18 protein-coding genes are annotated in these 22,116 nt (G+C 57.6%); 10 read left to right on the forward strand and 8 right to left on the reverse strand.

The window, feature by feature from the left end:
* Nucleotides 1–394: 394 nt before the first annotated feature.
* Together BQ5361_RS08625 and BQ5361_RS08630 are read right to left on the reverse strand one after the other, a co-directional pair.
* Nucleotides 395–1,849, reverse strand: a complete 1,455-nt coding sequence (locus BQ5361_RS08625; protein WP_083389246.1) for a BACON domain-containing protein — start codon at nucleotides 1,847–1,849, stop codon at nucleotides 395–397.
* A gap of 441 nt (nucleotides 1,850–2,290) precedes the next feature.
* Nucleotides 2,291–3,781, reverse strand: coding sequence for a BACON domain-containing protein (locus BQ5361_RS08630; protein WP_083389248.1), 1,491 nt, complete (start codon nucleotides 3,779–3,781; stop codon nucleotides 2,291–2,293).
* Between the two features lie 378 nt (nucleotides 3,782–4,159).
* Between BQ5361_RS08630 and uvrC the strand changes: the two genes are divergently transcribed.
* From uvrC to BQ5361_RS08655, 5 genes are all read left to right on the forward strand, one after another.
* Nucleotides 4,160–6,061 carry an excinuclease ABC subunit UvrC gene (gene uvrC / locus BQ5361_RS08635; RefSeq protein WP_071425021.1) on the forward strand — a complete coding sequence of 634 codons (1,902 nt, stop codon included), beginning with the start codon at nucleotides 4,160–4,162 and terminating at the stop codon, nucleotides 6,059–6,061.
* A gap of 123 nt (nucleotides 6,062–6,184) precedes the next feature.
* The gene (trxB, locus tag BQ5361_RS08640) at nucleotides 6,185–7,123 is read left to right on the forward strand and encodes a thioredoxin-disulfide reductase (protein WP_035471403.1); all 939 of its coding nucleotides are present in this window, start codon (nucleotides 6,185–6,187) and stop codon (nucleotides 7,121–7,123) included.
* A 298-nt stretch (nucleotides 7,124–7,421) separates the two neighbouring features.
* Nucleotides 7,422–8,069 carry a DNA-3-methyladenine glycosylase I gene (locus BQ5361_RS08645; protein WP_081976754.1) on the forward strand — a complete coding sequence of 216 codons (648 nt, stop codon included), beginning with the start codon at nucleotides 7,422–7,424 and terminating at the stop codon, nucleotides 8,067–8,069.
* 49 nt (nucleotides 8,070–8,118) lie between these two features.
* Complete coding sequence (locus BQ5361_RS08650) at nucleotides 8,119–9,081, forward strand: long-chain-fatty-acid--protein ligase (protein ID WP_035471400.1); 963 nt, start codon at nucleotides 8,119–8,121, stop codon at nucleotides 9,079–9,081.
* A 115-nt stretch (nucleotides 9,082–9,196) separates the two neighbouring features.
* Nucleotides 9,197–10,249: a DUF4435 domain-containing protein gene (locus tag BQ5361_RS08655; protein ID WP_035471397.1), complete on the forward strand. Its 1,053-nt coding sequence runs from the start codon at nucleotides 9,197–9,199 to the stop codon at nucleotides 10,247–10,249.
* Between the two features lie 26 nt (nucleotides 10,250–10,275).
* Here the strand turns inward: BQ5361_RS08655 and BQ5361_RS08660 are convergent, their stop codons facing one another.
* From BQ5361_RS08660 to BQ5361_RS08670, 3 genes are all read right to left on the reverse strand, one after another.
* Nucleotides 10,276–10,539, reverse strand: coding sequence for a hypothetical protein (locus tag BQ5361_RS08660; protein ID WP_022062961.1), 264 nt, complete (start codon nucleotides 10,537–10,539; stop codon nucleotides 10,276–10,278).
* A 173-nt stretch (nucleotides 10,540–10,712) separates the two neighbouring features.
* Entirely contained in the window at nucleotides 10,713–10,994 is a 282-nt protein-coding gene (locus tag BQ5361_RS08665) for a hypothetical protein (protein ID WP_035471394.1), read from the reverse strand.
* Nucleotides 10,995–11,068: 74 nt separating this feature from the next.
* Nucleotides 11,069–11,320 (reverse strand): GlsB/YeaQ/YmgE family stress response membrane protein, encoded by a 252-nt coding sequence (locus BQ5361_RS08670; RefSeq protein ID WP_022062963.1) that lies wholly within the window; start codon nucleotides 11,318–11,320, stop codon nucleotides 11,069–11,071.
* A gap of 568 nt (nucleotides 11,321–11,888) precedes the next feature.
* On the opposite strand from BQ5361_RS08670, the gene BQ5361_RS08675 reads away from it, so the two are divergent.
* The 5 genes from BQ5361_RS08675 (at nucleotide 11,889) to BQ5361_RS08695 (ending at nucleotide 18,994) form a co-directional block, all read left to right on the forward strand.
* Nucleotides 11,889–13,907 carry a lysophospholipid acyltransferase family protein gene (locus BQ5361_RS08675; protein ID WP_035471391.1) on the forward strand — a complete coding sequence of 673 codons (2,019 nt, stop codon included), beginning with the start codon at nucleotides 11,889–11,891 and terminating at the stop codon, nucleotides 13,905–13,907.
* A gap of 79 nt (nucleotides 13,908–13,986) precedes the next feature.
* A complete protein-coding gene (locus BQ5361_RS08680) occupies nucleotides 13,987–14,403 on the forward strand; it encodes a TPR end-of-group domain-containing protein (RefSeq protein ID WP_035471390.1) in 417 nt (138 codons plus the stop codon).
* A 146-nt stretch (nucleotides 14,404–14,549) separates the two neighbouring features.
* On the forward strand, nucleotides 14,550–16,022 hold the full coding sequence (gene guaB, locus BQ5361_RS08685; RefSeq protein WP_022062966.1) for an IMP dehydrogenase: 1,473 nt from the start codon (nucleotides 14,550–14,552) through the stop codon (nucleotides 16,020–16,022).
* Nucleotides 16,023–16,278: 256 nt separating this feature from the next.
* The gene (guaA, locus tag BQ5361_RS08690) at nucleotides 16,279–17,808 is read left to right on the forward strand and encodes a glutamine-hydrolyzing GMP synthase (protein ID WP_035471534.1); all 1,530 of its coding nucleotides are present in this window, start codon (nucleotides 16,279–16,281) and stop codon (nucleotides 17,806–17,808) included.
* A gap of 178 nt (nucleotides 17,809–17,986) precedes the next feature.
* Nucleotides 17,987–18,994, forward strand: a complete 1,008-nt coding sequence (locus tag BQ5361_RS08695; RefSeq protein WP_022063995.1) for an NAD(P)H-dependent glycerol-3-phosphate dehydrogenase — start codon at nucleotides 17,987–17,989, stop codon at nucleotides 18,992–18,994.
* Nucleotides 18,995–19,453: 459 nt separating this feature from the next.
* Here BQ5361_RS08695 and BQ5361_RS08700 read toward each other — a convergent pair whose 3' ends face one another.
* From BQ5361_RS08700 to lpxK, 3 genes are all read right to left on the reverse strand, one after another.
* Nucleotides 19,454–19,990, reverse strand: a complete 537-nt coding sequence (locus tag BQ5361_RS08700) for a single-stranded DNA-binding protein (protein WP_022063994.1) — start codon at nucleotides 19,988–19,990, stop codon at nucleotides 19,454–19,456.
* Between the two features lie 76 nt (nucleotides 19,991–20,066).
* Nucleotides 20,067–20,870 (reverse strand): purine-nucleoside phosphorylase, encoded by an 804-nt coding sequence (locus BQ5361_RS08705; RefSeq protein WP_035471531.1) that lies wholly within the window; start codon nucleotides 20,868–20,870, stop codon nucleotides 20,067–20,069.
* Between the two features lie 96 nt (nucleotides 20,871–20,966).
* The gene (gene lpxK / locus BQ5361_RS08710) at nucleotides 20,967–22,007 is read right to left on the reverse strand and encodes a tetraacyldisaccharide 4'-kinase (RefSeq protein ID WP_022063992.1); all 1,041 of its coding nucleotides are present in this window, start codon (nucleotides 22,005–22,007) and stop codon (nucleotides 20,967–20,969) included.
* Nucleotides 22,008–22,116: the final 109 nt, after the last annotated feature.

Below are 22,116 nucleotides of genomic sequence, written 5' to 3' on the forward strand. Positions count from 1 at the left end.
ACGGCAGCGTGTTGCATGTATAAGGGGAGATATTCCTTGCAGCGTGTTATTTTTAACGGCGGGATTGATGAGATGAGCGGATTCTTTGTATTTATTTTATTGATTTATATATTTTGTGTGGTGGTTTGTTGCCGGGGAGAAAGAGGGGGCGGGAGAGGCTCCTGTGGGGTACATGTAAAATGATGACGTATTGTGCCGTGGTTGAATGGGAACTGACGGATGGCGGCGGTGTGGGGCTGGTATCGCCGGGGCACTGCGGCGGGCCGTTTTTTTGTCGTACCTGCCTTTTTCGGCCGCGGGTGCAGGTACTTTCGCGGCTGAACCGTTTCCGTTCTACGGAACAGCGGCAGCCCTGTCGGGACTGCCGCTGTCTTTCTGGCCGTGCAGGCACGGATTATTGCAGGGGAGGGGCGATGTACCAGTCGTCGAAGCCGCTGCCGAGCGCGTTCACGGACGTACCGAATATGTATCGGCCGTCTGCCGATATGTATTCGATGACGCCTCCCGGAATGATGATACCGTAATTCTCGGCGACCCAGTCCGCCATGTTGCCCAGGTCGGTACCCGTGTTGAGGTCGTAAACTTTGCCCTCGGTGATGAACATCGTGCCGATGCCGATGAAGGCGATGCCGTCGTCGGTGACGTGCATGCCCGTGGCTTCACCGTAATCCTCCACTACGGTGGTCGTTTCGGTTTCGGTGTTGTAGAATGCGGGCCGCTGGACGTATGCTATGAAGCCGTCGCTGCCCACCTCTTCTTTCCGGTAGGTGGTGGCAATCCATTTGCCGGATGGACTGACTTTCGTAATCTCGGCCGTACAGATGCAGCCGTCCACGAGGTTGTATTCATACTCGCCCATCCAATCCTCGACGATGACCGGAGTGAGCCGGCGTATGTCGTCGCCTACCCATCTGGGCTCTTCGACGGTCGTGCCGTTGTTTTTCCAGTAGAGCATGCCGCAATCGTCGTTTTCCCACGAGGTTCCGTAGATGATTTCACCGTTTGCGGAGATGCCGCGGGCCAGGACACCTGCCCAGAACTCTTCGTTACGGTAATTCAAGGCCGGCATCGGGAGTTCGGCGACTGTGCCCTCCGTCCACAGCAGCGGTTTGAACATGCCGGCCTGAATGTATCCCACCCAATATTTCCCGTCGGACGATGTTTGCGAGACCTCGGGTTTGTTCGTGTATCCGGCCGCTTCCGGAATGAAGATATTGCCGGTAAGGTCGATGGCTATCTGGCCGCCGTTCTGGCCGTCGCTGATGAAGAGCAGTCCCTGGTCGGTGATGGCGTTTGCCTGGGATAAAGCATACAGCGACTGCGGATAAGGGCCGAACTCATGCTTCTCGCCTGTTTCCGTGTCGATGATGATGGGCGTGAAGTACCACATGTCGTTTTCGTCTACTTGCTCTGAGAACCCGCCCACGTATTTGCCGCTGGGCGACATGGCACCGCCCATTGACGAGAACGTATCCAGTTTGCGGTAGCGTGCAATCCGGTTGTCGCGGGTGAGCTGCTGTACGGTGATTTCCCGGGAGGCGCTTCCGGCCGTGACGATGATGACCGTGCTCCTTTCGGCACCGGTGTCGTTGTCCGCTACCGTCAGGATGAGAGTGTTGTCCTCTTCGCTCTTTTCCGCTTTCACCCAAGTGTCGCCGGGGGTGATTTCGTATGCTGCGGGCGAAGTTTCGACGGTAATGGCCAGCGGGGTGTTGCCGTCACCGTCGAACGAGCAGGCCACCTGGCTGAGTTTTACGTAATGGAATGTCTCTTCCGTTTTCACGCATCCCGACAGGGAGGATAACAAGAACATCGCAGCTGCGATACTGCCTGATAAGATTCTTTTCATGGCTTGTCAGTTAATTGGTTAATTTAATCGTTTCGGCGGCGGTCGTTGGGCAGACCGTCGTCCATTTCGAACAAACATAATAATTATATATAAATAAGTCAATAATATATATAGTTGTTGTGAAATTCACGTATTTCTGCGTCATTGCTATGAATATCACAAAATGAAGGACGATTTCCCTTTCCGGTCTTCCTTGGCCGGAAGGCGGGTCAGGCCGGGAGGCCGGGTATCGGAGGCCGGGTATCGGAGGCCGGGTATCGGAGGCCGGGTATCGGAGGTCGGAAAAGTGAAGTGTCGGGGGAGAAAGTGGAATAGAGAAATAGAAGGGATTGGCGGTTGCGGCATGGATGGCCATAAAAAGAGCAACCGGCCGCGAGCGGTCGGTTGCCTTCGATTTTTGGTGCCGGCCTGGGAAAGGCCGGCGGTTATCCGATAGGTATGTTACTTTGCTACGGGGGGAGCGATGTACCAGTTGATGAAGTTTACCCCACCTGCCGAAGATTCGGCCTTGGTGCCGAGCACGAACCGGCCGTCTGCGGAAACGTAGTTGATGTAACCGGCTGGGATGATGATGCCGTAGTTGTCATATACCCAGTCCTGCGTGCTGCCCAGGTCGGTTCCCGTATTCAGGTCGTACACCGCACCCGACGAGATGCCCAGCGTACCGATGCCGATAAAGCCGATACCGTCGTCGGTCACGTGTACGCCGACCGATTCGCCGTAGTCGCTGACGATAGTCGTCGTCTCAGTCTCGGTGTTGTAGAAGGCGGCCGTCTGCGTCGTGACTATCGAAAGCCGGTCTTCTGCAGGTGTTTCAGTGCGGTACGAGCTGGCAATCCATTTGCCGTTGGGGCTGATTTTGGTAAGCTGTGCCTGGCAGATGAGACCGTTTACCAGATGCGTCGTATATTCGGTACCGTCGCTGTTCTTCATGGTCTCTTCCCATACTTCGCGCACGTCTTCGCCGACCCATTTCGGTTTTTCGGTATTCGCACCGTTGTTTACCCAGTAGAGCATGCCGAAGTCCCAGTTCTCCCACGAGGTACCGTAGATGATTTCGCCGTTTGCGGAGATGCCGCGGGCCATGCCGCCGTACCACACCTCTTCGTTACGGTAGTTGAGGTCGGGCCAGGGAAGTTCGGCCGGAACGCCGTCCGTCCACAGCAGCGCCTTGCACGGTGCAGGCTCCTCCCCTACTTTGCCTTTCATGCCGTAACCTACCCAATATTTGCCGTCGGCCGAAGTACCCTGGATGTCGGGTTTACTGGTGAAGCCGGCCGGTGCCTCCGGAATGAAGATATTGCCGGTGAGGTCGATGGCTATCTGGCCGCCGTTCGACCCGTCGCTGATGAAGAGCAGACCCTGGTCGGTGATGGCCATGGTTTGGGTCAGGTAATAGAGCGATTCCGGATAGGGACCGAATTCATAGACTTCGCCGGTCTCCAGGTCCACGATGGTCGGGGAGTACTGGAAAGAGTCGTCCGGTGCGATGGAAGCGGTGAAACCGCCGGCATACTTGCCGCTGGGCGACATGGCAGCCCCCATCTGGAAGGTGTCCAGCTTGCGGAAACGGGCGAATTCGTTGTCCTTGGCGAGCTGGTTCACGCGTATCTCCTGCGAAGCCTGGTCGGCTACGATGGCGATGGTGGTGCTGCGTTCGGCACCGGTGTCGTTGTCATCGACGGTCACGGTGAGCGTCCGGTCGTCCGTGCGCTCCACCTTTACCCACGTTGCCCCGGGAGTGGCTTCCCACGTGGCCGGGGAGGCTTTCACCTCGATGACCAGCGGCTGATTCCCTTCGCCCAGGAACGAGCACGACACCTGGCTCAGATTGACGTACTGAAGAGTCTCTTCCGTTCCGGTAGTACAGCCTGTCAGTACGGCTGCCGCACAGAATGCGAGGATACCTCCTAAAAATAGATTCTTTTTCATGTTTTTACAGTTTACAGGTTCTTGTGAACAATTAACAAATAAAGGTTGCTTCCCAATTTAAGCTCCCAAAAATAATGATTAAATCCATATTAGATATACCCGTGTTGAAAAATACGCATATTCATCTTTTATGAATTTTTATAAAACATAAGCGCTGTTTTTATCTCCCTTTCCCGGCAGCGGAACGATACATTTGGAACACATCCGGATTTTTTGATGCAAACCCGAAAGCAATACCACAAAAGCGCGGCGATTTAACACCCGTTTCCCGGCAGCCACAGCAGCCGGCACTTCCCTTCCGCAAAATATCCGGAAAGCCCTCACGTTTATAAAACGAAGATTGGTCATATCTTTGTATGCAATATCGTCTTTTTTATTATGGCCGACCACGAACAGCACACGTTATCCGTAAAGGAACAGGTTGCCCTGCTCCCCTCCACTCCCGGCGTCTATCAATTCCTCAACCGTGCCGGAGAGATAATTTATGTCGGCAAGGCCAAGAATCTGAAGAAGCGCGTTTCGTCCTACTTCATGGAGTCGCGCGAACACGCTCCGAAAATCCGGATGATGGTACGGCAGATAGCCGCCCTGCGGCACATCGACGTTCCCACGGAACAGGATGCGCTGCTGCTCGAAAACTCGCTTATCAAGACCCTGCAGCCGCGCTACAACACGATGCTCAAGGACGACAAGACCTATCCCTGGATAGTGGTGCGCAACGAGCCCTTCCCCCGTGTGATGTCCACCCGGAGGCTGGTGCGGGACGGTTCGCAGTATTTCGGTCCTTACTCTTCGGTGATGGTGCAGAAAAACATGCTCGACCTCATTCACGGCATCTACCAGCTCCGCACCTGTTCCCTGAACCTCTCGCCCGAAGCGATAGCCCGGGGCAAATACGGCGTATGCCTGGAGTACCACATCGGCAACTGCAAGGGGCCGTGCGCCGGCCGGCAGAGCGCCGAGGATTACGCCGCAGGCATCGAACGGATAAAGAAGACGCTGCGGGGCGACCTGCGCTCCACACGCGAGTTCCTGCACCGGCAGATGACGGAGGCCGCGGCGGAGCTGAACTTCGAGGCGGCGGCACACTTCAAAAACCGCCTGATGCTGCTGGAGAACTATGAAAGCAAATCGGTCATCGTAAGCACCACCCTGCGGCGGGTGGACGTCTTCTCGCTCCTGATGGACGAGACGGACAGCACGGCCTACTGCAACTACGTGAAGGTCGCGGACGGCACGGTGGTGAACAGCTTCACGGTACAGCTCTCCGTCGGAGCGGGAGCCGACGAAAAAGAGGTGCTCTCGCGGGCCATATCAGACATCAGCGAAAAGCTCTCCGGCCGGCTCGCCCGCGAAGTCATCGTCCCTCTGCTGCCGGAAGAGGGGCTCTTCGAGGAGGTAAAGTTCACGGTGCCCACCCGGGGCGACCGGCTCAAGCTGCTGGAGTTCTCGCAGCGAAGCGCACGCCTCTACCGCCTCGAAAAGCTGAAGAACCTTGAAATCAAGAACCCGGAAAAACATACCGACCGGCTGATGGAGTCCATGCGCAAGGCGCTGCACATGGAGGTACAGCCGCGCCATATTGAGTGCTTCGACAACTCCAACCTTCAGGGCACCTATCCCGTAGCCTCGTGCGTGGTCTTCCGCGACGGCAAACCCTCGCGCAGGGAGTACCGCCACTTCAACGTCAAGACCGTCGTCGGCCCGGACGACTTCGCCTCCATGCGCGAGATAGTGGGCAGGCGCTACGGCCGCCTGCTCGCCGAGGGAGCCGAGCTGCCCGACCTGATTGTCGTGGACGGCGGCAAAGGACAGCTCAGTGCCGCTTACGGCGTCCTTTGCGAACTGGGACTGGAGAACCGCATCGCCATCATCGGTCTGGCCAAACGCATCGAAGAGGTCTTTTTCCCGAACGACCCGATGCCCTACTACCTCGACCGGACGGGCGAACCGCTGAAAGTCATCATGCACCTGCGCGACGAGGCGCACCGTTTCGGCATCACGTTCCACCGCAACAAACGCTCGGCAGGTTTCGTCCGTACCCAGCTCGAAGAGATAGAGGGGATAGGAACCAAGACAGCCGACCTGCTGCTGCGCCGGTTCCGCAGCGTGGCCCGGATACGCAGGGCTTCGGAAGAGGAGCTCGCCGATGCGGTCGGAACGGCGAAAGCCCGCAGGGTCTACGCCTATTTCCACGACGGCACCCCCGCTCCGGACAGGCCCGGCGAGGACGACGGAGCGGGAGAATCTCCGACGGCAAACGGCGCTTCCGATGCCTGAGACACAAATCGGAACGGCCCCCGCAATACGTAGGGCTTATCGCACCATAACAACTAATTATAACCGTTTTGGATTTATTAAAGGCAGATTGCCTATCTTTGCGAGACAGATAAACCGACAATTATGAGCGTAGAAAGAGTAAAATGCCTCATCATGGGCAGCGGCCCCGCAGGATATACGGCCGCAATATACACGGGACGCGCGAACCTCAGCCCCGTCCTCTACGAGGGAATGCTGTCCGGCGGACAGCTCACCACGACGACCGAAATCGAGAACTTTCCCGGATACCCGGAAGGCGTCATGGGTACGCAGCTCATGGAGGACCTCCGCAAACAGGCCGAACGCTTCGGCGTGGAAATACGCCGGGGCATCGTCACCGATGTCAATCTGGAGGCTTATCCCTTCATCCTGACCGTGGACGGCGACCGCACCGTCGAAGCCGAGTCGCTCATCGTAGCCACCGGCGCATCGGCCAAATACCTCGGACTGCCCTCCGAAAACAAATTCAAGGGAATGGGCGTGAGCGCATGCGCCACCTGCGACGGTTTCTTCTACCGCGGACAGGACGTAGCCGTGGTGGGCGGCGGCGACACGGCGGCCGAAGAGGCGAGCTACCTGGCCAACATCTGCAACAAGGTCTACATGATTGTGCGCCGCAACGAACTCCGGGCATGCCACGTCATGCAGAAACGGGTAAAGGAAAACCCGAAAATCGAAATCCTGTTCGAACACCAGACCAAGGAAGTGCTCGGTGACGACAACGGCGTGAACGGCGTCATCGTTGTGAACACGAAGGGGGAAGAACGACGCCTGGACATCACCGGATTCTTCCTCGCCATCGGTCACAAGCCCAATACCGACCTCTTCCGAGGCAAGCTCGACCTCAACCCCGAGGGCTATATCGTAACCCGCGGCAACACGAGCCACACGAGCGTGAACGGCGTATTCGCTGCGGGCGACGTGCGCGACCCGCGCTACCGTCAGGCAATCGTCGCCGCCGGAAGCGGCTGCATGGCGGCAATGGACTGCGAGAAGTACCTCATGCTGGGCGGCGATATCTGATGTACCGGCCGGGAGAGCACGGGATTCCGCTGCAATCGCCCGGAAACGGCTTTTCGGAAAGGGCTGTGTCAAATTGAACGAATGCAGTTCAAAGGGGCGCAGCCTTTTCGAATGTATGAGGAGCGACAGGAGGCAATATGCCGAAAATCCCGGTAGAAACATGACGGCAGGCACCGATGCCGATTAAAAACGCGGCAACTCACAGCGATTCAGACCGAGATTCGTGTCCGATATAGACCACGGGATAGCGCACCTATCCTCTTTGCTTCTGAAAATATCCCCTCCATAAATTTATAAGATGAACGACATCATCGACGCACGCTGCGGCTGGGCCGGGAGCGACGAACTGTACATCAAATACCACGACGAAGAGTGGGGACGGCCCGTTACCGACGACCGGACCCTGTTCGAATTTCTGGTACTCGAAAGCGCCCAGGCAGGGCTGTCCTGGATTACAATCCTCCGCAAACGCGAAGGTTACCGAACGGCTTTCCACCACTTCGACATACAGCGGGTGGCACGCATGACATCGGAGGACATCGACCGGCTGATGCAGTTCGGCGGCATCGTCAGAAACCGGCTGAAGATTGCCGCCGCAATCGCCAACGCCCGGCTGTTCATAGCCATTCAGCAAGAATTCGGCAGTTTCTACGACTACGTTCTCTCCTTCTTCCCCGACCGACAACCGGTCGTCCATCACTTCCGAAGACTGGAACAGGTACCCGCCACATCCGCCGAGGCGGACGCCCTGAGCGGTGACATGAAAAAGCGGGGTTTCAAGTTCTTCGGCCCGACCATTTGCTACGCCTTCCTGCAGGCGACCGGTTTCGTGAACGACCACCTGGAGGGGTGCCGCTGCAAAGCGCCCGACCGTCCCCTCCCCGACCGGAGGGCAGAAGCCGACTCCCGGCGCACGGTCGGAGACGGCTCCGACGACAGCCGATGAACCGGCCCTACACGAAACCGCAGGTAATTTACAATCATATTCAGGAGACATGCTGACCATAGAGGAGATACTTACGATAGATTCCGGGGAGGCTTTCGAGCGGACAGCCCTGGAACTCTTCGCCTTCCAGGCGGAACGGTGCGCCCCCTACCGCGACTACCTCGATGCGATAGGCATCGCGCCCGGCGAGGTGACCTGCAGCGCCGACATTCCGCACATGCCGATAGAACTCTTCAAGAGCCGGAAAGTCTATTGCAGCACGAAAGAGCCGGAGCTGGTCTTTACGAGCAGTACGACGGGCGGGGACACCCCTGCCCGGCACTATGTGGAGAACACGGAGAATTACCGGCAGACACTCCGCAAGGCGTTTTCGCTCTTTTACGGACGGCCGGAGAATTGGTCGTTCTATGCGCTGCTGCCCTGCTACCTCGAACGGGAGGGTTCGTCGCTGGTATGGATGGCCGACGACCTGATAAGAAGCGGCGGGGGAGGCTTCTTCCTCGATGAATACGAACAACTGCTCGAATGTATGGCGGCGGACAGCCGTCCCAAAATCCTGTTGGGCGTGAGCTATGCACTGCTCGACCTGGCCGAGCAATACGCCCCCCGGTTGCGGGACACGGTCGTGATGGAAACGGGAGGGATGAAGGGACGCCGGACGGAACTGCCCAAAGAGGAGTTCCACCGGATTCTGTGCGACGCATTCGGCACCGACGTCATCCATTCCGAATACGGCATGGCCGAGCTCACGTCGCAGGCCTATTCCTCCGGGAACGGGATATTCCGAACCCCGCCCTGGATGCGCGTCACGATACGCGACTTCAACGACCCGTTCGAGACGCTGCCGGCCGGCCGACGCGGCGGCATCAACATCACCGACCTGGCCAACCTCCACTCCTGCGCATTCATCGAGACACAGGATGCGGGAATCGCCTATCCAGACGGTTCGTTCTCCGTACTCGGCCGCATGGACCGGACACAGACGCGCGGATGCAACTTGCTGGTCGATTAGAAGGCCGGGAAAGGCGGCAGGCCGTTTTCGCAGCGATGCGACGCGCAGCTAATGAAAAATCATTAATTTTGGCCGGGCGGACGACGGCAGACGCGACCGGATTATTGCCAAAAAGATGGGAAAACGCAAAAGGGAACAGCGACGCAGGGATTACGACATCCGGCAGGCACAACACGAACAAGTTATCGAACGGATACCGCTGGAGCGCGGATGCAAACTTATCATGGTATATGTGGAGGGGTACGAAGACGTGGCCTTCTGGCGCAGCGTCTTCGACGACTACGAATCGGACGAATTCATGTTCGAAATTTCCGTACCGCTGCGCAACGACCTTGCCAAAGGGAAAAAGGTGGTGCTCCATCTGGCCGAAGACCCGGAGGTCAGGGATACCCTCTTCTGCATCGACAGCGACTTCGACTATCTTTTCGCCGACCAGACGCCCGTATCACGGGAGATAAACCGTACCCCGCACATCTTCCATACCTACGCATACGCCACGGAGAATTACCTGTGCTACGCCCCATCGCTGCACAACATCTGCGTGAAGGCCACCAAAAACGATACGAACATCTTCGATTTCGAAAAGTTCTTCGCCGACTATTCGCGCACGATATACCCGCTTTTCCTGTGGTACGCCTACTCGGCGCAGATAGCCACACCGAACATCTTCCCCCTGATAGAGTTCAAGAGCAGCGTCAAACTGAACTACCTCGAAGTGGAAGGGAACGGGGCGGAGACGCTCGCATGGCTGGAACGACAGGTACAGCGCAGGCTGCGGAGTCTCCGCGGACAGCATCCCGACATCGAACGGCAGTTCCCCACCTTCATCGAGATGCTCGGCAAACGGGGCGTCACGCCGGAGAATACCTACCTCTTCATGCAGGGACACACCCTCATGGACAACGTCGTCATGCCTGTCCTGGAGGCCGTATGCGACAAACTGCGCTACATGTCCATCTCCCGCATCAACGGGTCCGACCGCAGGGGGGTATCGCTCGTGAACGAGCAGAGCAACTACAACAACGCCCTTCAGGACGTGCGCAGTGCGCTATCCTTCAACGAGAACTACAAGGAGTGTTTCCTGTACAAAAAACTGAAGCACGATATAGAGAGATACCTCGACGCCCTGCGCCGGGCCCAGCCGGACTACAACTGCCGGAAAGGCTGACGCAGACTGCAAAGAAGCCCCGGCTGTCACTTACTGTATTTCGACGCCCATTCGAGTATCTCTTCGCTGCGGACATGAACGCCGTATTTGCGTGCCTTTATCAGAATACGGTGTGCCAGAAGCGCTTTCTTCTCCTCCGGCGCATAGCGGAAATAGGCCTCGGCCGCACGTACATGGGGTGCATCGGGCATCGGAAATTCGCGCGTTTCGGGAATCCCGAAATCCGTGGAGCGCATTTTCCGCCGGTCGCTCGCCAGCAACCTGTCGGACGTATGTTTATCATATGCCATAATCTCGTAATTTTATTTCATTCTACATGTGCCCCGCCGCAAGCGCGGGGAAGAAAGACAAGGGGCGCCCGGCCTGACGGAACATCTCCGCAAACCCTTCAGGCGCCCCGCATCGATTGCGAATCCTCCGTCACAGGCGGCCCCTTTTGGGAACCCGCCATGCAAACGGTATCCTATTTTCTACCCAGTTTATCATCGATTCCGTGACGGGTGCGGTCGTAAACCTCGTCCACCTTATTGCCAATCCGGTGCCCCTGCTCCTGCATACGGTCCTTTATCTGATGAATACCTTCGTCGGCACGGTTCTTCCACTGCTGACCTTTCTCCTGCATGCGGTTCTCCACATGCTGAACCTTCTCTCCTGCGACATGCCCTGCGTGGCGTGTCTTGTCGGCCAGCTCGTCGGCCGTCTTCTCGACCTTGTTCTGAAGGTCGTTCTTCATCTTGTTTTCCATAATCAAGCATTTTTTAAGTTATACAAAAATTCCGTCGCCGCACACGAGGGACGGATTGCACGAATGCGAAGGGTTCACTCCCGTTTCCTGCGAGTGAAAAGCCCTACTATCAACAGCAGGACTATCGCTCCGAAAACGGAGGTGAGCAGGCTGCCCAGCATGTTCGTGCTGGCGATGCCCATCAGTCTGAAAAGCCATCCGCCCAATACCCCGCCTACCATACCGATGACGAGATTGAGCAACATGCCCGAACCGCTGCCCTTCACAATCAGGCTGGCGACGTAACCCGCCGCAAGCCCGATAAGGATGTACCATAACCAATACATGGCAAAAAGTTTTAGTGATTCAAAATAATATATCCGTTGGGGGGCCCTGCCGCAATCGTGTGCGGTGCCACGGTTAAGACAAACGCAATAGTTGTGCCAAGACCGGAAGCGCACCGGACGGTGCATTCCATGCAAACGATACGCAAGCCGCCGCGGTCGGACAATATCCGCAAGGGGAACGGTCGGTCGGAGAGGAAACCGGCCCCACATTCCCTAAGGGCCGAACGTCAGCAGTATCGTTCCGCTCCGGAAACGGACTTCGCGAGCGCATGCCTTTCCCGCACACGAGCCCCCGTCGCACCGAATACCCGTCTATATCCGACTCAACCGCACCTGCGCCCGCAACTGTGCCATTGTCCGGCAACCGTTGCCGTTTTTTACCGAATATTTTCCTATATTTGTTTCAACCGAATCGCACCTGCGACCACGGACCGGGCTGCCGCCCGACGACCGCTTTCGGTTTTCATCGAATATATTTCGTATATTTGTTTATCGAGCCACGGAAAGACGGTCTCCGTTCCAAACCGGAAACGCACGCGATATCCGTTTCAAAGGCCCGAACCGACCTATGAACGCCGTAAAAAAAGCATACAGGATAAACGTGGCGCTGAGCCTGTCCAACGTGAATGCGGACTTCCTGCAACTCATCCTCTGCATGATGGTGAGCCATTACATCATCGCCAACCCCCTGTACGGAGCCGCCCTGTTCCTTTTCGCCAACATCTGGACGCTCTACTTCGAGGGCAACCTGCGCCGGCTCTCTTCGGGAGCGGCGCCACGGAAAACCAACTTCGTCATGTGGATACTGCTGTCGGCATCGGTATTCGCCGGACTCGCGCTGGTCTTCCTCTACCCCATCGTCATGCGGGCTCCGGGCACGAATTTCGTCTCGTTCTTCGTCCTCCTCATCGCGGCCCGCAGCGTACTGACATGGAAGGTGAACGACGCGCTGAGCAAACCGGGACTGGCCCGCAGGATATACAAAGGCCTTTTCCAGATACTCTTCTTCGTGCCGTGCCTCGCTTTCGCATGGATAATCGACGACGAACCGGTCATGTGGATGACGCTCGTAGGGTATGCCCTGACCGGATTCCTGCTCTCCTACCAGAGCAGCACCATGGCGTCGCTCTCCAAATACATAGCGAATACCCGCCGCGACAAGCTGCACGACATATTCTCCTACCGCGTATTTTCCAACATGTCCCTCTACGCCCAGATAGCCCTGAGCCTGGGGGTACTCATGTATATCTGTTACGTCAGCTTCAGCACGCCGGCATTCTCGTCCGACACCTACGTCTACATGGGCGTGTGGATAGTCGCCGTACTGCTCTTTTCGGAACTGTTCACCAAACTCGTCAACAGACGGGGATGGATACTGAGTCTCAACATCTTCATCGTGGGAGCGGCCATGTGGATAACCGGCTCCCTGATGATGTTCGACTTCAAGGGGTTATGGGGCTCGACCTTCTGGGCGGGCCTGTGGGGTTTCGGCCTGGCGTGTATCACCTCGGTACTGAACCGCTACAACGGAGACTTCAAGATGGTCGCCCGCATAGCCGGCCGCAAGGTAAGCGACCGCGACCTGCACTTCCGGTCGATGATAACGCAAATCATCTCGGTCATCTTCTCCAATGCCATCATGCTCTGCGTGGTCACGGTCTGGGTCTTCGTCATTCCCGCTTCGCACACGCCGGAGCTGCCGTGGGTATTCCGCAGCACCATGGTACAACTACCCGTCCTGTTCATGCTGGTCAGCGTATTTTTCGCGCTCAGGCAGCCGCTGGACGAACGCAGCCGGCAAAAACTGCTGAACTATACACAGGGAACCAACAACAACACCCCTACGAAACAGAACCTCCGCAGCAACCTCGTGGAGAAGAAAAGGGTGAAATTCGGCGTGAAGATACTGGCCTTCTTCGTGAGGCCCTTCCTCCACCTCAAAGTCTCCGGCAAGGAGTACATGGAGATGGAACACTTCCCTTCGGTCTTCGTCTGCAACCACGGCATCATCTACGGCCCCATAGCCGCGGTGATATACCTTCCCACCTATTTCCGGCCGTGGATAGACCGCAAGATGGTGGACAGGGAGATGGCGGCCAAAGAGATGTACGGACGTTTCATCTACCGCATCCCGCTGCTCCCGCCGAAGGCGAAGATGCGCATCGCCCGCCTGCTGGCCGGGCCGGTCACATGGGCGCTGAACTCGTTCAATCCGATACCCGTCGAAAAGAACAACCTGCGGAACGTGATGACCACCTTCGACGATACGGTAAAGGTACTCTCCGAGGGCGACAACGTGCTGATATTCCCGGAGAGACCGCGGAAAGTGAAACGGGGCGACAAGATGACCGTCGAACACCTCACCGACTCGGTAGGGCGGCTCTTTACGGGATTTGCCAACATCGGACGCCTCTACTACGAGACCACGGGAAAATGCCTGCGGTTCTACCCCATTTACGCGAGCAAGAGAAACCATACGTTCCGTATCGGGCAGCCGGTGGTCTTCAGTCCCGACAACGACCCGCACGACGAGAAGCAGCGCATCGCCGACCTGCTGCACGACAAGATGCTGGAACTGGCGGAGTGAGGCGCACCCCCCGCGGGCCGAAGCATCCGTCCGGAAACACCGACCGTCCCCATACGGGGCGGCACAAAGGATAACGACCATGAAAAGGATAGCGACAGCACTGGCCGCCCTGTTGCTGGCGGCAGGCATCTCGTGGGGACAGGACCCCGACCTGACCGGATTTCTCGAACAGCTCGAAAACATCAACGGACGCATGGCGACAGCCATGAATAACGACGATAAGGAGGAGATGGAGAATCTCTATACGGAAATCGTCGTCATGTACGAACAGCAGCCGGGCAGCGTAAAAAAGACGGCCGCACCGATAATGGGCGGCGTATGGTACAACCTGGCCTGTCTCCGGTCGCTGCGGGGCGATACGGACGGTGCAGTGGACGCCTTCAAACAAGCATTGGGGTACGGCTGGAACGACTACGCCTATACCATGAACGACCCTGACCTGAAGACGGCCCGCGAAGACCCACGGTTCATGGCCCTCGCCGAAAGCATCCGGTAAGGCACCGCTCCGAAGAGGGCGGACACCCGCGGGGAGAGCGGACGAACGACGGACAAAATAGGGCCCGCTGCACGGTTTAAATGGCACCGCATGGTGATTATCTCAGGAATTATTGCTATTTTTGCGGGCAACAAAATCCCGATACCATGTCATTTATCGATGAAAGAGTACTTACAGAGGGACTGACGTTCGACGATGTCCTTCTGGTGCCTGCCTATTCGGAGGTGTTGCCGCGGGAGGTCGACATAACCACCCGTTTTTCACGAAACATTCGTCTTAACATTCCCATCGTATCCGCCGCAATGGATACGGTCACCGAAGCCCCGCTGGCCATCGCGCTCGCACGGGAGGGAGGTATCGGAGTGATACACAAAAACATGTCTATCGAGCAGCAGGCAGCGCAGGTGCGGAAGGTGAAACGTGCCGAAAACGGCATGATTTACGACCCGGTCACCATTTTCAAGGAGAATACCGTAGGCGACGCGCTGCGCCTCATGAAGGAGCACCGCATAGGCGGCATCCCCGTCATTGCGGCCGACCGGACGCTGATAGGCATCGTCACCAACCGCGACCTCCGTTTCCAGAAAGACACTTCGCGGAAGATAGAGGAGGTCATGACGAAGGAGGGGCTCATCACCACCCACAACTCCGACCTCAAGAACGCCGCCGAAATCCTGCTCAGGCACAAGATAGAGAAACTGCCGGTGGTAGACCATGCCGGAAAACTCATCGGACTCATCACCTACCGCGACATCACCAAGATGAAGGACAACCCCAATGCCTGCAAGGACGACAAGGGGCGCCTGCGGGTAGCCGCCGGGGTAGGTGTCACCGCCGACGTACTCGACAGGGTAGCGGCGCTTTACGCCGAGGATGTGGACGCCGTGGTACTCGATACCGCTCACGGCCACAGCGTAAACGTCGCCAGGACACTGCGGTCCATCAAGGCCGCATACCCCTCGCTGGACGTCGTGGCGGGCAACATCGCCACAGGGGCTGCAGCGCGTGCACTCGCCGATGCGGGAGCCGACGGCGTGAAAGTCGGCATCGGGCCCGGTTCGATATGCACCACCCGCGTAGTGGCCGGCGTAGGCGTACCGCAGCTCACCGCCATATACGGCGTCGCGAAGGAGCTCGCCGGGAGCGGCATACCGGTGATAGCCGACGGCGGACTGCGCTACTCGGGCGACATCGTGAAGGCACTCGCGGCAGGCGGCGACTGCGTGATGGTCGGCTCCATGCTGGCCGGCGTGGAAGAGTCTCCGGGCGAAACCATCATCTACAACGGCAGGAAATTCAAGTCCTACCGCGGCATGGGTTCGGTAGAGGCCATGAACAAGGGCTCGAAAGACCGCTATTTCCAGGGCGAAGAGACCGATACGAGCAAATTCGTACCGGAAGGCATCGAAGCACGCGTACCCTACAAAGGGTATCTCAGCGAAACGGTCTACCAGCTCATCGGTGGTCTGAAGTCGGGTATGGGGTACTGCGGCGCAAAGGACATCGCCGCCCTGAAACACGCCGACTTCGTGAAAATAACGTCGGCAGGCGTGATAGAGAACCACCCGCACGACGTGACGATAACCCGCGAAGCACCCAACTACTCCCGCGGAGAGTAACAGCCGGTTATCCCGGCCGCAAAGGAGTGATATATCGGATGAGGATTTGTACAGGGAGGATTCCCGCGAGGCAAATCCTCATCGGATTCAAGGAAGAAGCAGCCGCAAACGGCCTCCCACACCAACGAGCAAGGACGGCACAACGGCCTTTGCCAATAACAGAGAGGAGAGCGGACGAATTACGGTTCCCGCCAAAGAGAGGACGACAACGGACGCTCCCCATTCCTACGAAGAGCTAAACGACAGTATGAATACCATGCAGGAAAAGATTCTGATACTCGACTTCGGTTCGCAGTACACGCAGCTCATCGCGCGTCGTGTACGCGAACTGAACGTCTATTGCGAGATACATCCCTACAACAGGATACCGACGCTCGATGCGGGTGTCAAGGGGGTGATACTCTCCGGCAGCCCCTATTCGGTACGGGACGAACAGGCCCCGCATCCGGAGCTGGGCGCCATCAAGGGCCGACTGCCGCTGCTGGGCGTATGCTACGGCGCGCAGTGGCTCGCCCAGAACTACGGGGGGCAGGTCGAACCGGCCGCAAGCCGTGAATACGGCCGTGCCATGCTGAACGTGACCGACCGCGAGGATGCCCTGCTGAAAGGGATGCCCGAACGCACACAGGTATGGATGTCGCACGGCGACACCATCACCCTGCTTCCGGCAGGTTACCGGGTGACGGCCAGCACCGACGATGTACACAATGCCGCCTTCCGCATCGAAGGCGAACCGACATGGGGCATTCAGTTCCATCCGGAAGTCTACCACTCCACCGACGGACTCAAGCTGCTGGAAAACTTCGTGGCGGGCATCTGCGGCTGCCGGCGCGACTGGAGTCCCGAATCGTTCGTGGATGCCACCGTACGGGAGCTGCGGGAGAAGCTCGGCGACGACAAAGTGGTGCTCGGCCTTTCGGGAGGCGTGGACTCCTCCGTAGCCGCCATCCTGCTGCACCGGGCCATCGGCAAGAACCTCTACTGCATCTTCGTCGATACGGGTCTGCTCCGCAAGAACGAATTTACGGACGTACTCGCCTCCTACCGTCACATGGGGCTCAACGTCAAGGGAGTACAGGCCGGGGAGAAGTTTCTGGGCGACCTGCGCGGCGTCACCGACCCCGAAGCGAAACGCAAAATCATCGGCCGCGACTTCATCGAGGTCTTCAACGCGGAAGCGAAAGCCATCGAAAACGTCCAATGGCTGGCACAGGGAACCATCTATCCGGATGTCATCGAATCCATGTCGGTGAACGGCCCTTCGGCGACCATCAAGTCGCACCACAACGTGGGCGGGCTTCCCGAAGAGATGCACCTGCGCATCGTCGAACCGCTGCGCCTCCTTTTCAAGGACGAAGTGAGGCGCGTGGGACGGACGCTGGGCATCGACCCGCTGATACTCGAACGCCACCCCTTCCCCGGGCCGGGACTCGGCATCCGGATACTCGGAGAAGTGACGCCGGAACGGGTAGCCGTTCTGCAGGAGGCCGACAGAATATACATGGACGCACTGAAGGAGTGGGGCCTGTACGACAAGGTCTGGCAGGCCGGCACGATTCTGCTCCCGGTCAAGAGCGTCGGCGTGATGGGTGACGAACGTACCTACGAGAGCTGTGTCGCGCTGCGGGCGGTAACCTCCACCGACGGCATGACCGCCGACTGGGTGCACCTCCCCTACGACTTCCTCGCCCGTGTTTCGAACGACATCATCAACCGCGTGCGCGGCATCAACCGCGTCGTGTACGACATCTCCTCGAAACCGCCGGCAACCATCGAATGGGAATAACGGCAGCTACCGAATAACAGCTGATTGACACATAATTGGCCCCGGCATCTGCTGTCGGGGCTTTTTCATGTCGGGCGAACACACCTTGCTCCGGCCGAATAATAGTCAGCAGAGCATAACCTAATTCCCGGAAATTTGGTACCTTTACCTGCAGAATGAACCATCCTACCGTTTACACATGAAATACTCGATTGACCCGAATGCCCGCTGCGCGGTGATAGGCGCCGGAAGCTGGGCGACCGCCATCGTCAAAATACTTCTTGAAAACGAAAAAAGAATAGCGTGGTATATCCGCGAACCGGAGATACGCGAAAGCATCGCTGCGAACGGTACCAACGCCCTCTACCTGCAGGACGTACACTTCGACGCCGACCGCCTCGACATCTCGGGCGACGTGAACGAGGTGTTCGAGCAGGCCGACCTTGTTGTGCTGGCCGTCCCGTCGGCCTATATCAAGACTACGCTGCAGCCGCTCCGGGTATCGCTCGAAAACAAATTCATCGTCTCCGCCATCAAGGGCATCATCGCCAACGAATACATCACCATCGCCGAATTCATGAATCAGGATTACGGCGTTCCGTTCGACCGTATAGGTATCGTTTCGGGGCCGAGCCATGCCGAAGAGGTGGCTATGGAGCGCCTCACTTACCTGACGATGGTGTGCAAGGACATCGACAACGCCAAGGTGCTCGGCCGAAAATTCGCCTCGCGTTACATCAATACGGTCTATTCCACCGACATCTATGGCGTGGAGTACGGCGCGGTACTCAAGAACATCTACGCCGTAGCCGTCGGGATATGCACCGGACTGGGTTACGGAGACAACTTCATGGCGGTACTCATCGCCAACAGCGCGATGGAGATGAGCCGCTTCATGGAACGCACCTACCCCTCGCCGCGCGACTTCAACGCTTCGGTCTATTTGGGCGACCTGCTGGTTACCTGCTACTCGAAATTCAGCCGTAACCGGACATTCGGAACGATGATAGGCAAGGGATACTCCGTAAAAAGCACCATGATAGAGATGACGATGGTAGCGGAGGGCTACTACTCTTCGGCATGTATCAATCAGATAAACAAAAAGTTCGACATATACATGCCGATAGCTGACGCCGTCTATCGGATACTTTACCAAAAGGCGTCTGCCGCCGACACGATAAAGAGACTGCAAAAGGAGCTCGTGTAACTGCCCGGCACCTCGCTTGCCAAAGTGCACCCATGCTCCGGGAAACGCGGGTACGCGGTATCCGGAGCGACGGTCATCCTTTCCTATCGACTGCGGGAGCGGGAAGTATCCGCAAAGGGAAGCATCCGTTTCAAAATACGGAACGGACAGATACATGCAGGAGCGACGAACCCAGTGGGACTCTCTTGTGTGGTTGAGACGGTATGGCAGCAGAGACCGGAACCTAACAATATGCCGATGCCGACATGCCTCTCTCTCGACAAAACGAAAGGAAACTCCTCGCAGAGGAACGACAGCCGGACGTATTCGATACGCCCGGCTGTTCATCGTATTCATTCAGGCGAGCTCTTCCGCAGCCACCCGTTGTACACGACAACGCCCCTTATAAAAAAGAAGGGAACGAGTGCCCGGCCGACAGCAGAAAGAGCCGGTAAACTCACAGCGGAAAACCGACCGCCGTCAGAACGGAAGGTCGTCCGGGTCGTCGAGATTCACCTCCGGAGCAGCCGGCGTCTGTGCTGGTTGCTGCGGCTGATACCCGCCTCCCGAATAGGACGCGTTGCCACCCTGGCCGTATCCGCCGCCATAGGCCGGCTGCGACGGCTGACCGCCGTACCCCTGCTGTCCTCCCTGCGGAGAGAGGGGTTGTCCGGCCGAAGGGTTGTCCGAACGGCGGCCGAGCATCTTCAGGTCGTCGGCCAATATCTCTATCGAATAACGTTTCACTCCCTGCTGGTCGGTCCATTCGCGGCTGCGCAGCCGCCCTTCGATATAGACCTGCGACCCCTTGCGGATGAAACGGTCGGCCACATCGGCCAGGTTACGCCAGAGCACCACACTGTGCCATTCGGTATGGTCGCGGGACTCCTGCGCTTCGCGGTTGTATATCCGTTCGGTGGTCGCAACCCTGATGCGGGCCATCTTGACTCCGCTTTCCAGCGTACGTATCTCCGGGTCGGCCCCAACGTTGCCTATCAAAATAACCTTGTTAATCATATCTCTCCTCTTTAACGCATTCTGAATCCATATCGTCCCGACGGGGCCGTACCCCTTCGCCGGACAACATACCACTCTAAAGTTCGGCAAGCATCCCGATGAACAGGCGCGTCATCTCCTTCTCGGCCCGGCGTCCCTGCTCCTGCACCACTTCGTGCGACACGGAGTCGTCCGAAGCGAGGTCGGTAATTATCGACACGCCGAAACAGGGAATACCCATATGGCGGGCCGCAATGATTTCCGGCGTAGTGGACATCCCCACCGCATCTCCGCCGATGGCACGCACGTAATGGTACTCCTGCGGCGTCTCGAACGTCGGCCCCGTCAGCCCGACATAACAGCCGTACTGGAGTTTAATCCCCTCCTTCCCCGCGATTTCCGTAGCCAGGGCGATGAGAGAGGGGTCGTAAGCTCCTTTCATATCGGGGAAACGCGGGCCGAGTTCCTCGATATTGGGCCCTATCAGCGGGTTGGGAATCAAATTGATGTGGTCGTTTATCACCATCAGGTCCCCCACCCGGAAGGTGGGATTCGTCCCTCCGCTCGCATTGGAGACGAAAAGGCGTGCGATGCCGAGGAACTTCATCACCCGGACAGGGAAGACCACCTGCTGCGGCGTATATCCCTCATAATAGTGGAAACGCCCCTGCATGGCGACGATACGCCGCCCGCCGAGCTCTCCGAAGATGAGCCGTCCCTTGTGGCCCTCCACGGTCGACACCGGAAAGTCCGGTATGTCGGCATATTCGATGGAGTGGCGAATGGCGATGTGGTCCACGAGCCCGCCGAGACCCGTTCCCAAAATAATACCTACCTCCGGACGGAATCCGGAAGTGCGTCCGTCGATGAAAGCGGCGGCATGCTTTATCTTTTCCAGCATATCCATAATCTTAAATACATATCAATATATATCATAAGCCGGCAACTGCCGGCCGCATCTACAAATGCAATGCAACGGAAATACGCTCCCGAACGGCTATTCGCGCGAGACGATATTCTCCGACAGCAGCCGGAGGAACCTCTTTTCGTCATCGTCCGTGAAGGCAACGCCGACAGGTATCCGGTAGAGGCGGCGCTGCAATTCGGCAGGCACTTTTTTCCGGTTGCAGAGTTTCACCGCATCCTTTCCGGTGGTGACTATCACCGTATCCTCCGGAAGCGAGGCGAGCTCGTCCGCTATCCGCCGCAAGTCGCGTACCTTATAGACATAATGGTCCCTGAAAAGCCACTCGGCCTTCAGGTCGTAACGCTCCGCCAGATAAGCGGCGAGCGGCCGGGGATTGCCTATACCTGCCAGCAGGGCCGCATTTCGGCCGGGCTTCACGAGCCCCTCGGCATCCGGAAAGAGCGGCACGGGTACCCCCTGAACCATCGAAGTGAACACCACGCTCTGATAGGGGAAGAGTTTGAGCGATTTGACCGCAATGCGGCGGTCGATGGGAGTGATGTCCGGCGGAGTTTTCGTCACCATCACGATGTTCGCCCGATGCATCTGCGACGGGAGGTCGCGCAGGTTTCCCCACGGCAGCAAGTGGTCTTCCCATATCGGCCGCGTATAATCCATGAGGACGATATTCACTTTCGGTTCCACGCGCCGGTGCTGGAATCCGTCGTCGAGCAGGATGAGATTCACCTCCGGGTGTTCGCTGCGGATACGGGCGATGCCTTCCGCCCGCTTTTCGCATACGGCAACGACCGTAGAGGGATGGTTGCGTTTTATCAGTTTGGGCTCGTCGCCCACATCGAGAAACGAAGCGTTCGTCCCGACCTCCAGATATCCTTTCGTCCGGCGACCGTATCCCCGCGAAAGGACGGCGACCGTGTAGTCGCGTCCCAGCTTCTCTATCAGGTACTCCGTCACGGGAGTTTTACCCGTTCCCCCCACCGTGATATTGCCGACGCACACGACAGGAATATCCGACCGGTAACGCTTTATGATACGCGAATCATAGAGCAGGTGCCGTATCCGCAATGCGAATGCGTACAGTCCGGCAGGTATGGCGCTGAGAAACCCCATTTAATGTCATACGGTTTTAAAAGGCAATCAATGCGGATTTTCAAAGTTAGACCAAAAGCCCGTAAAAACAAAGTTTTTCATCCTTATTCCGAAAAAATCGGAAGGCCGC

This window comes from Tidjanibacter massiliensis, from assembly GCF_900104605.1.
Taxonomy (GTDB): Bacteria; Bacteroidota; Bacteroidia; order Bacteroidales; family Rikenellaceae; genus Tidjanibacter; species Tidjanibacter inops.

Bases quoted from the DNA above. Each gene is read 5' to 3' on its own strand.
- BQ5361_RS08625 (WP_083389246.1), bottom strand. From the start codon at position 1,849: ATGAAAAGAATCTTATCAGGCAGTATCGCAGCTGCGATGTTCTTGTTA.
- BQ5361_RS08630 (WP_083389248.1), bottom strand. From the start codon at position 3,781: ATGAAAAAGAATCTATTTTTAGGAGGTATCCTCGCATTCTGTGCGGCA.
- uvrC (WP_071425021.1), top strand. From the start codon at position 4,160: ATGGCCGACCACGAACAGCACACGTTATCCGTAAAGGAACAGGTTGCC.
- trxB (WP_035471403.1), top strand. From the start codon at position 6,185: ATGAGCGTAGAAAGAGTAAAATGCCTCATCATGGGCAGCGGCCCCGCA.
- BQ5361_RS08645 (WP_081976754.1), top strand. From the start codon at position 7,422: ATGAACGACATCATCGACGCACGCTGCGGCTGGGCCGGGAGCGACGAA.
- BQ5361_RS08650 (WP_035471400.1), top strand. From the start codon at position 8,119: ATGCTGACCATAGAGGAGATACTTACGATAGATTCCGGGGAGGCTTTC.
- BQ5361_RS08655 (WP_035471397.1), top strand. From the start codon at position 9,197: ATGGGAAAACGCAAAAGGGAACAGCGACGCAGGGATTACGACATCCGG.
- BQ5361_RS08660 (WP_022062961.1), bottom strand. From the start codon at position 10,539: ATGGCATATGATAAACATACGTCCGACAGGTTGCTGGCGAGCGACCGG.
- BQ5361_RS08665 (WP_035471394.1), bottom strand. From the start codon at position 10,994: ATGGAAAACAAGATGAAGAACGACCTTCAGAACAAGGTCGAGAAGACG.
- BQ5361_RS08670 (WP_022062963.1), bottom strand. From the start codon at position 11,320: ATGTATTGGTTATGGTACATCCTTATCGGGCTTGCGGCGGGTTACGTC.
- BQ5361_RS08675 (WP_035471391.1), top strand. From the start codon at position 11,889: ATGAACGCCGTAAAAAAAGCATACAGGATAAACGTGGCGCTGAGCCTG.
- BQ5361_RS08680 (WP_035471390.1), top strand. From the start codon at position 13,987: ATGAAAAGGATAGCGACAGCACTGGCCGCCCTGTTGCTGGCGGCAGGC.
- guaB (WP_022062966.1), top strand. From the start codon at position 14,550: ATGTCATTTATCGATGAAAGAGTACTTACAGAGGGACTGACGTTCGAC.
- guaA (WP_035471534.1), top strand. From the start codon at position 16,279: ATGCAGGAAAAGATTCTGATACTCGACTTCGGTTCGCAGTACACGCAG.
- BQ5361_RS08695 (WP_022063995.1), top strand. From the start codon at position 17,987: ATGAAATACTCGATTGACCCGAATGCCCGCTGCGCGGTGATAGGCGCC.
- BQ5361_RS08700 (WP_022063994.1), bottom strand. From the start codon at position 19,990: ATGATTAACAAGGTTATTTTGATAGGCAACGTTGGGGCCGACCCGGAG.
- BQ5361_RS08705 (WP_035471531.1), bottom strand. From the start codon at position 20,870: ATGCTGGAAAAGATAAAGCATGCCGCCGCTTTCATCGACGGACGCACT.
- lpxK (WP_022063992.1), bottom strand. From the start codon at position 22,007: ATGGGGTTTCTCAGCGCCATACCTGCCGGACTGTACGCATTCGCATTG.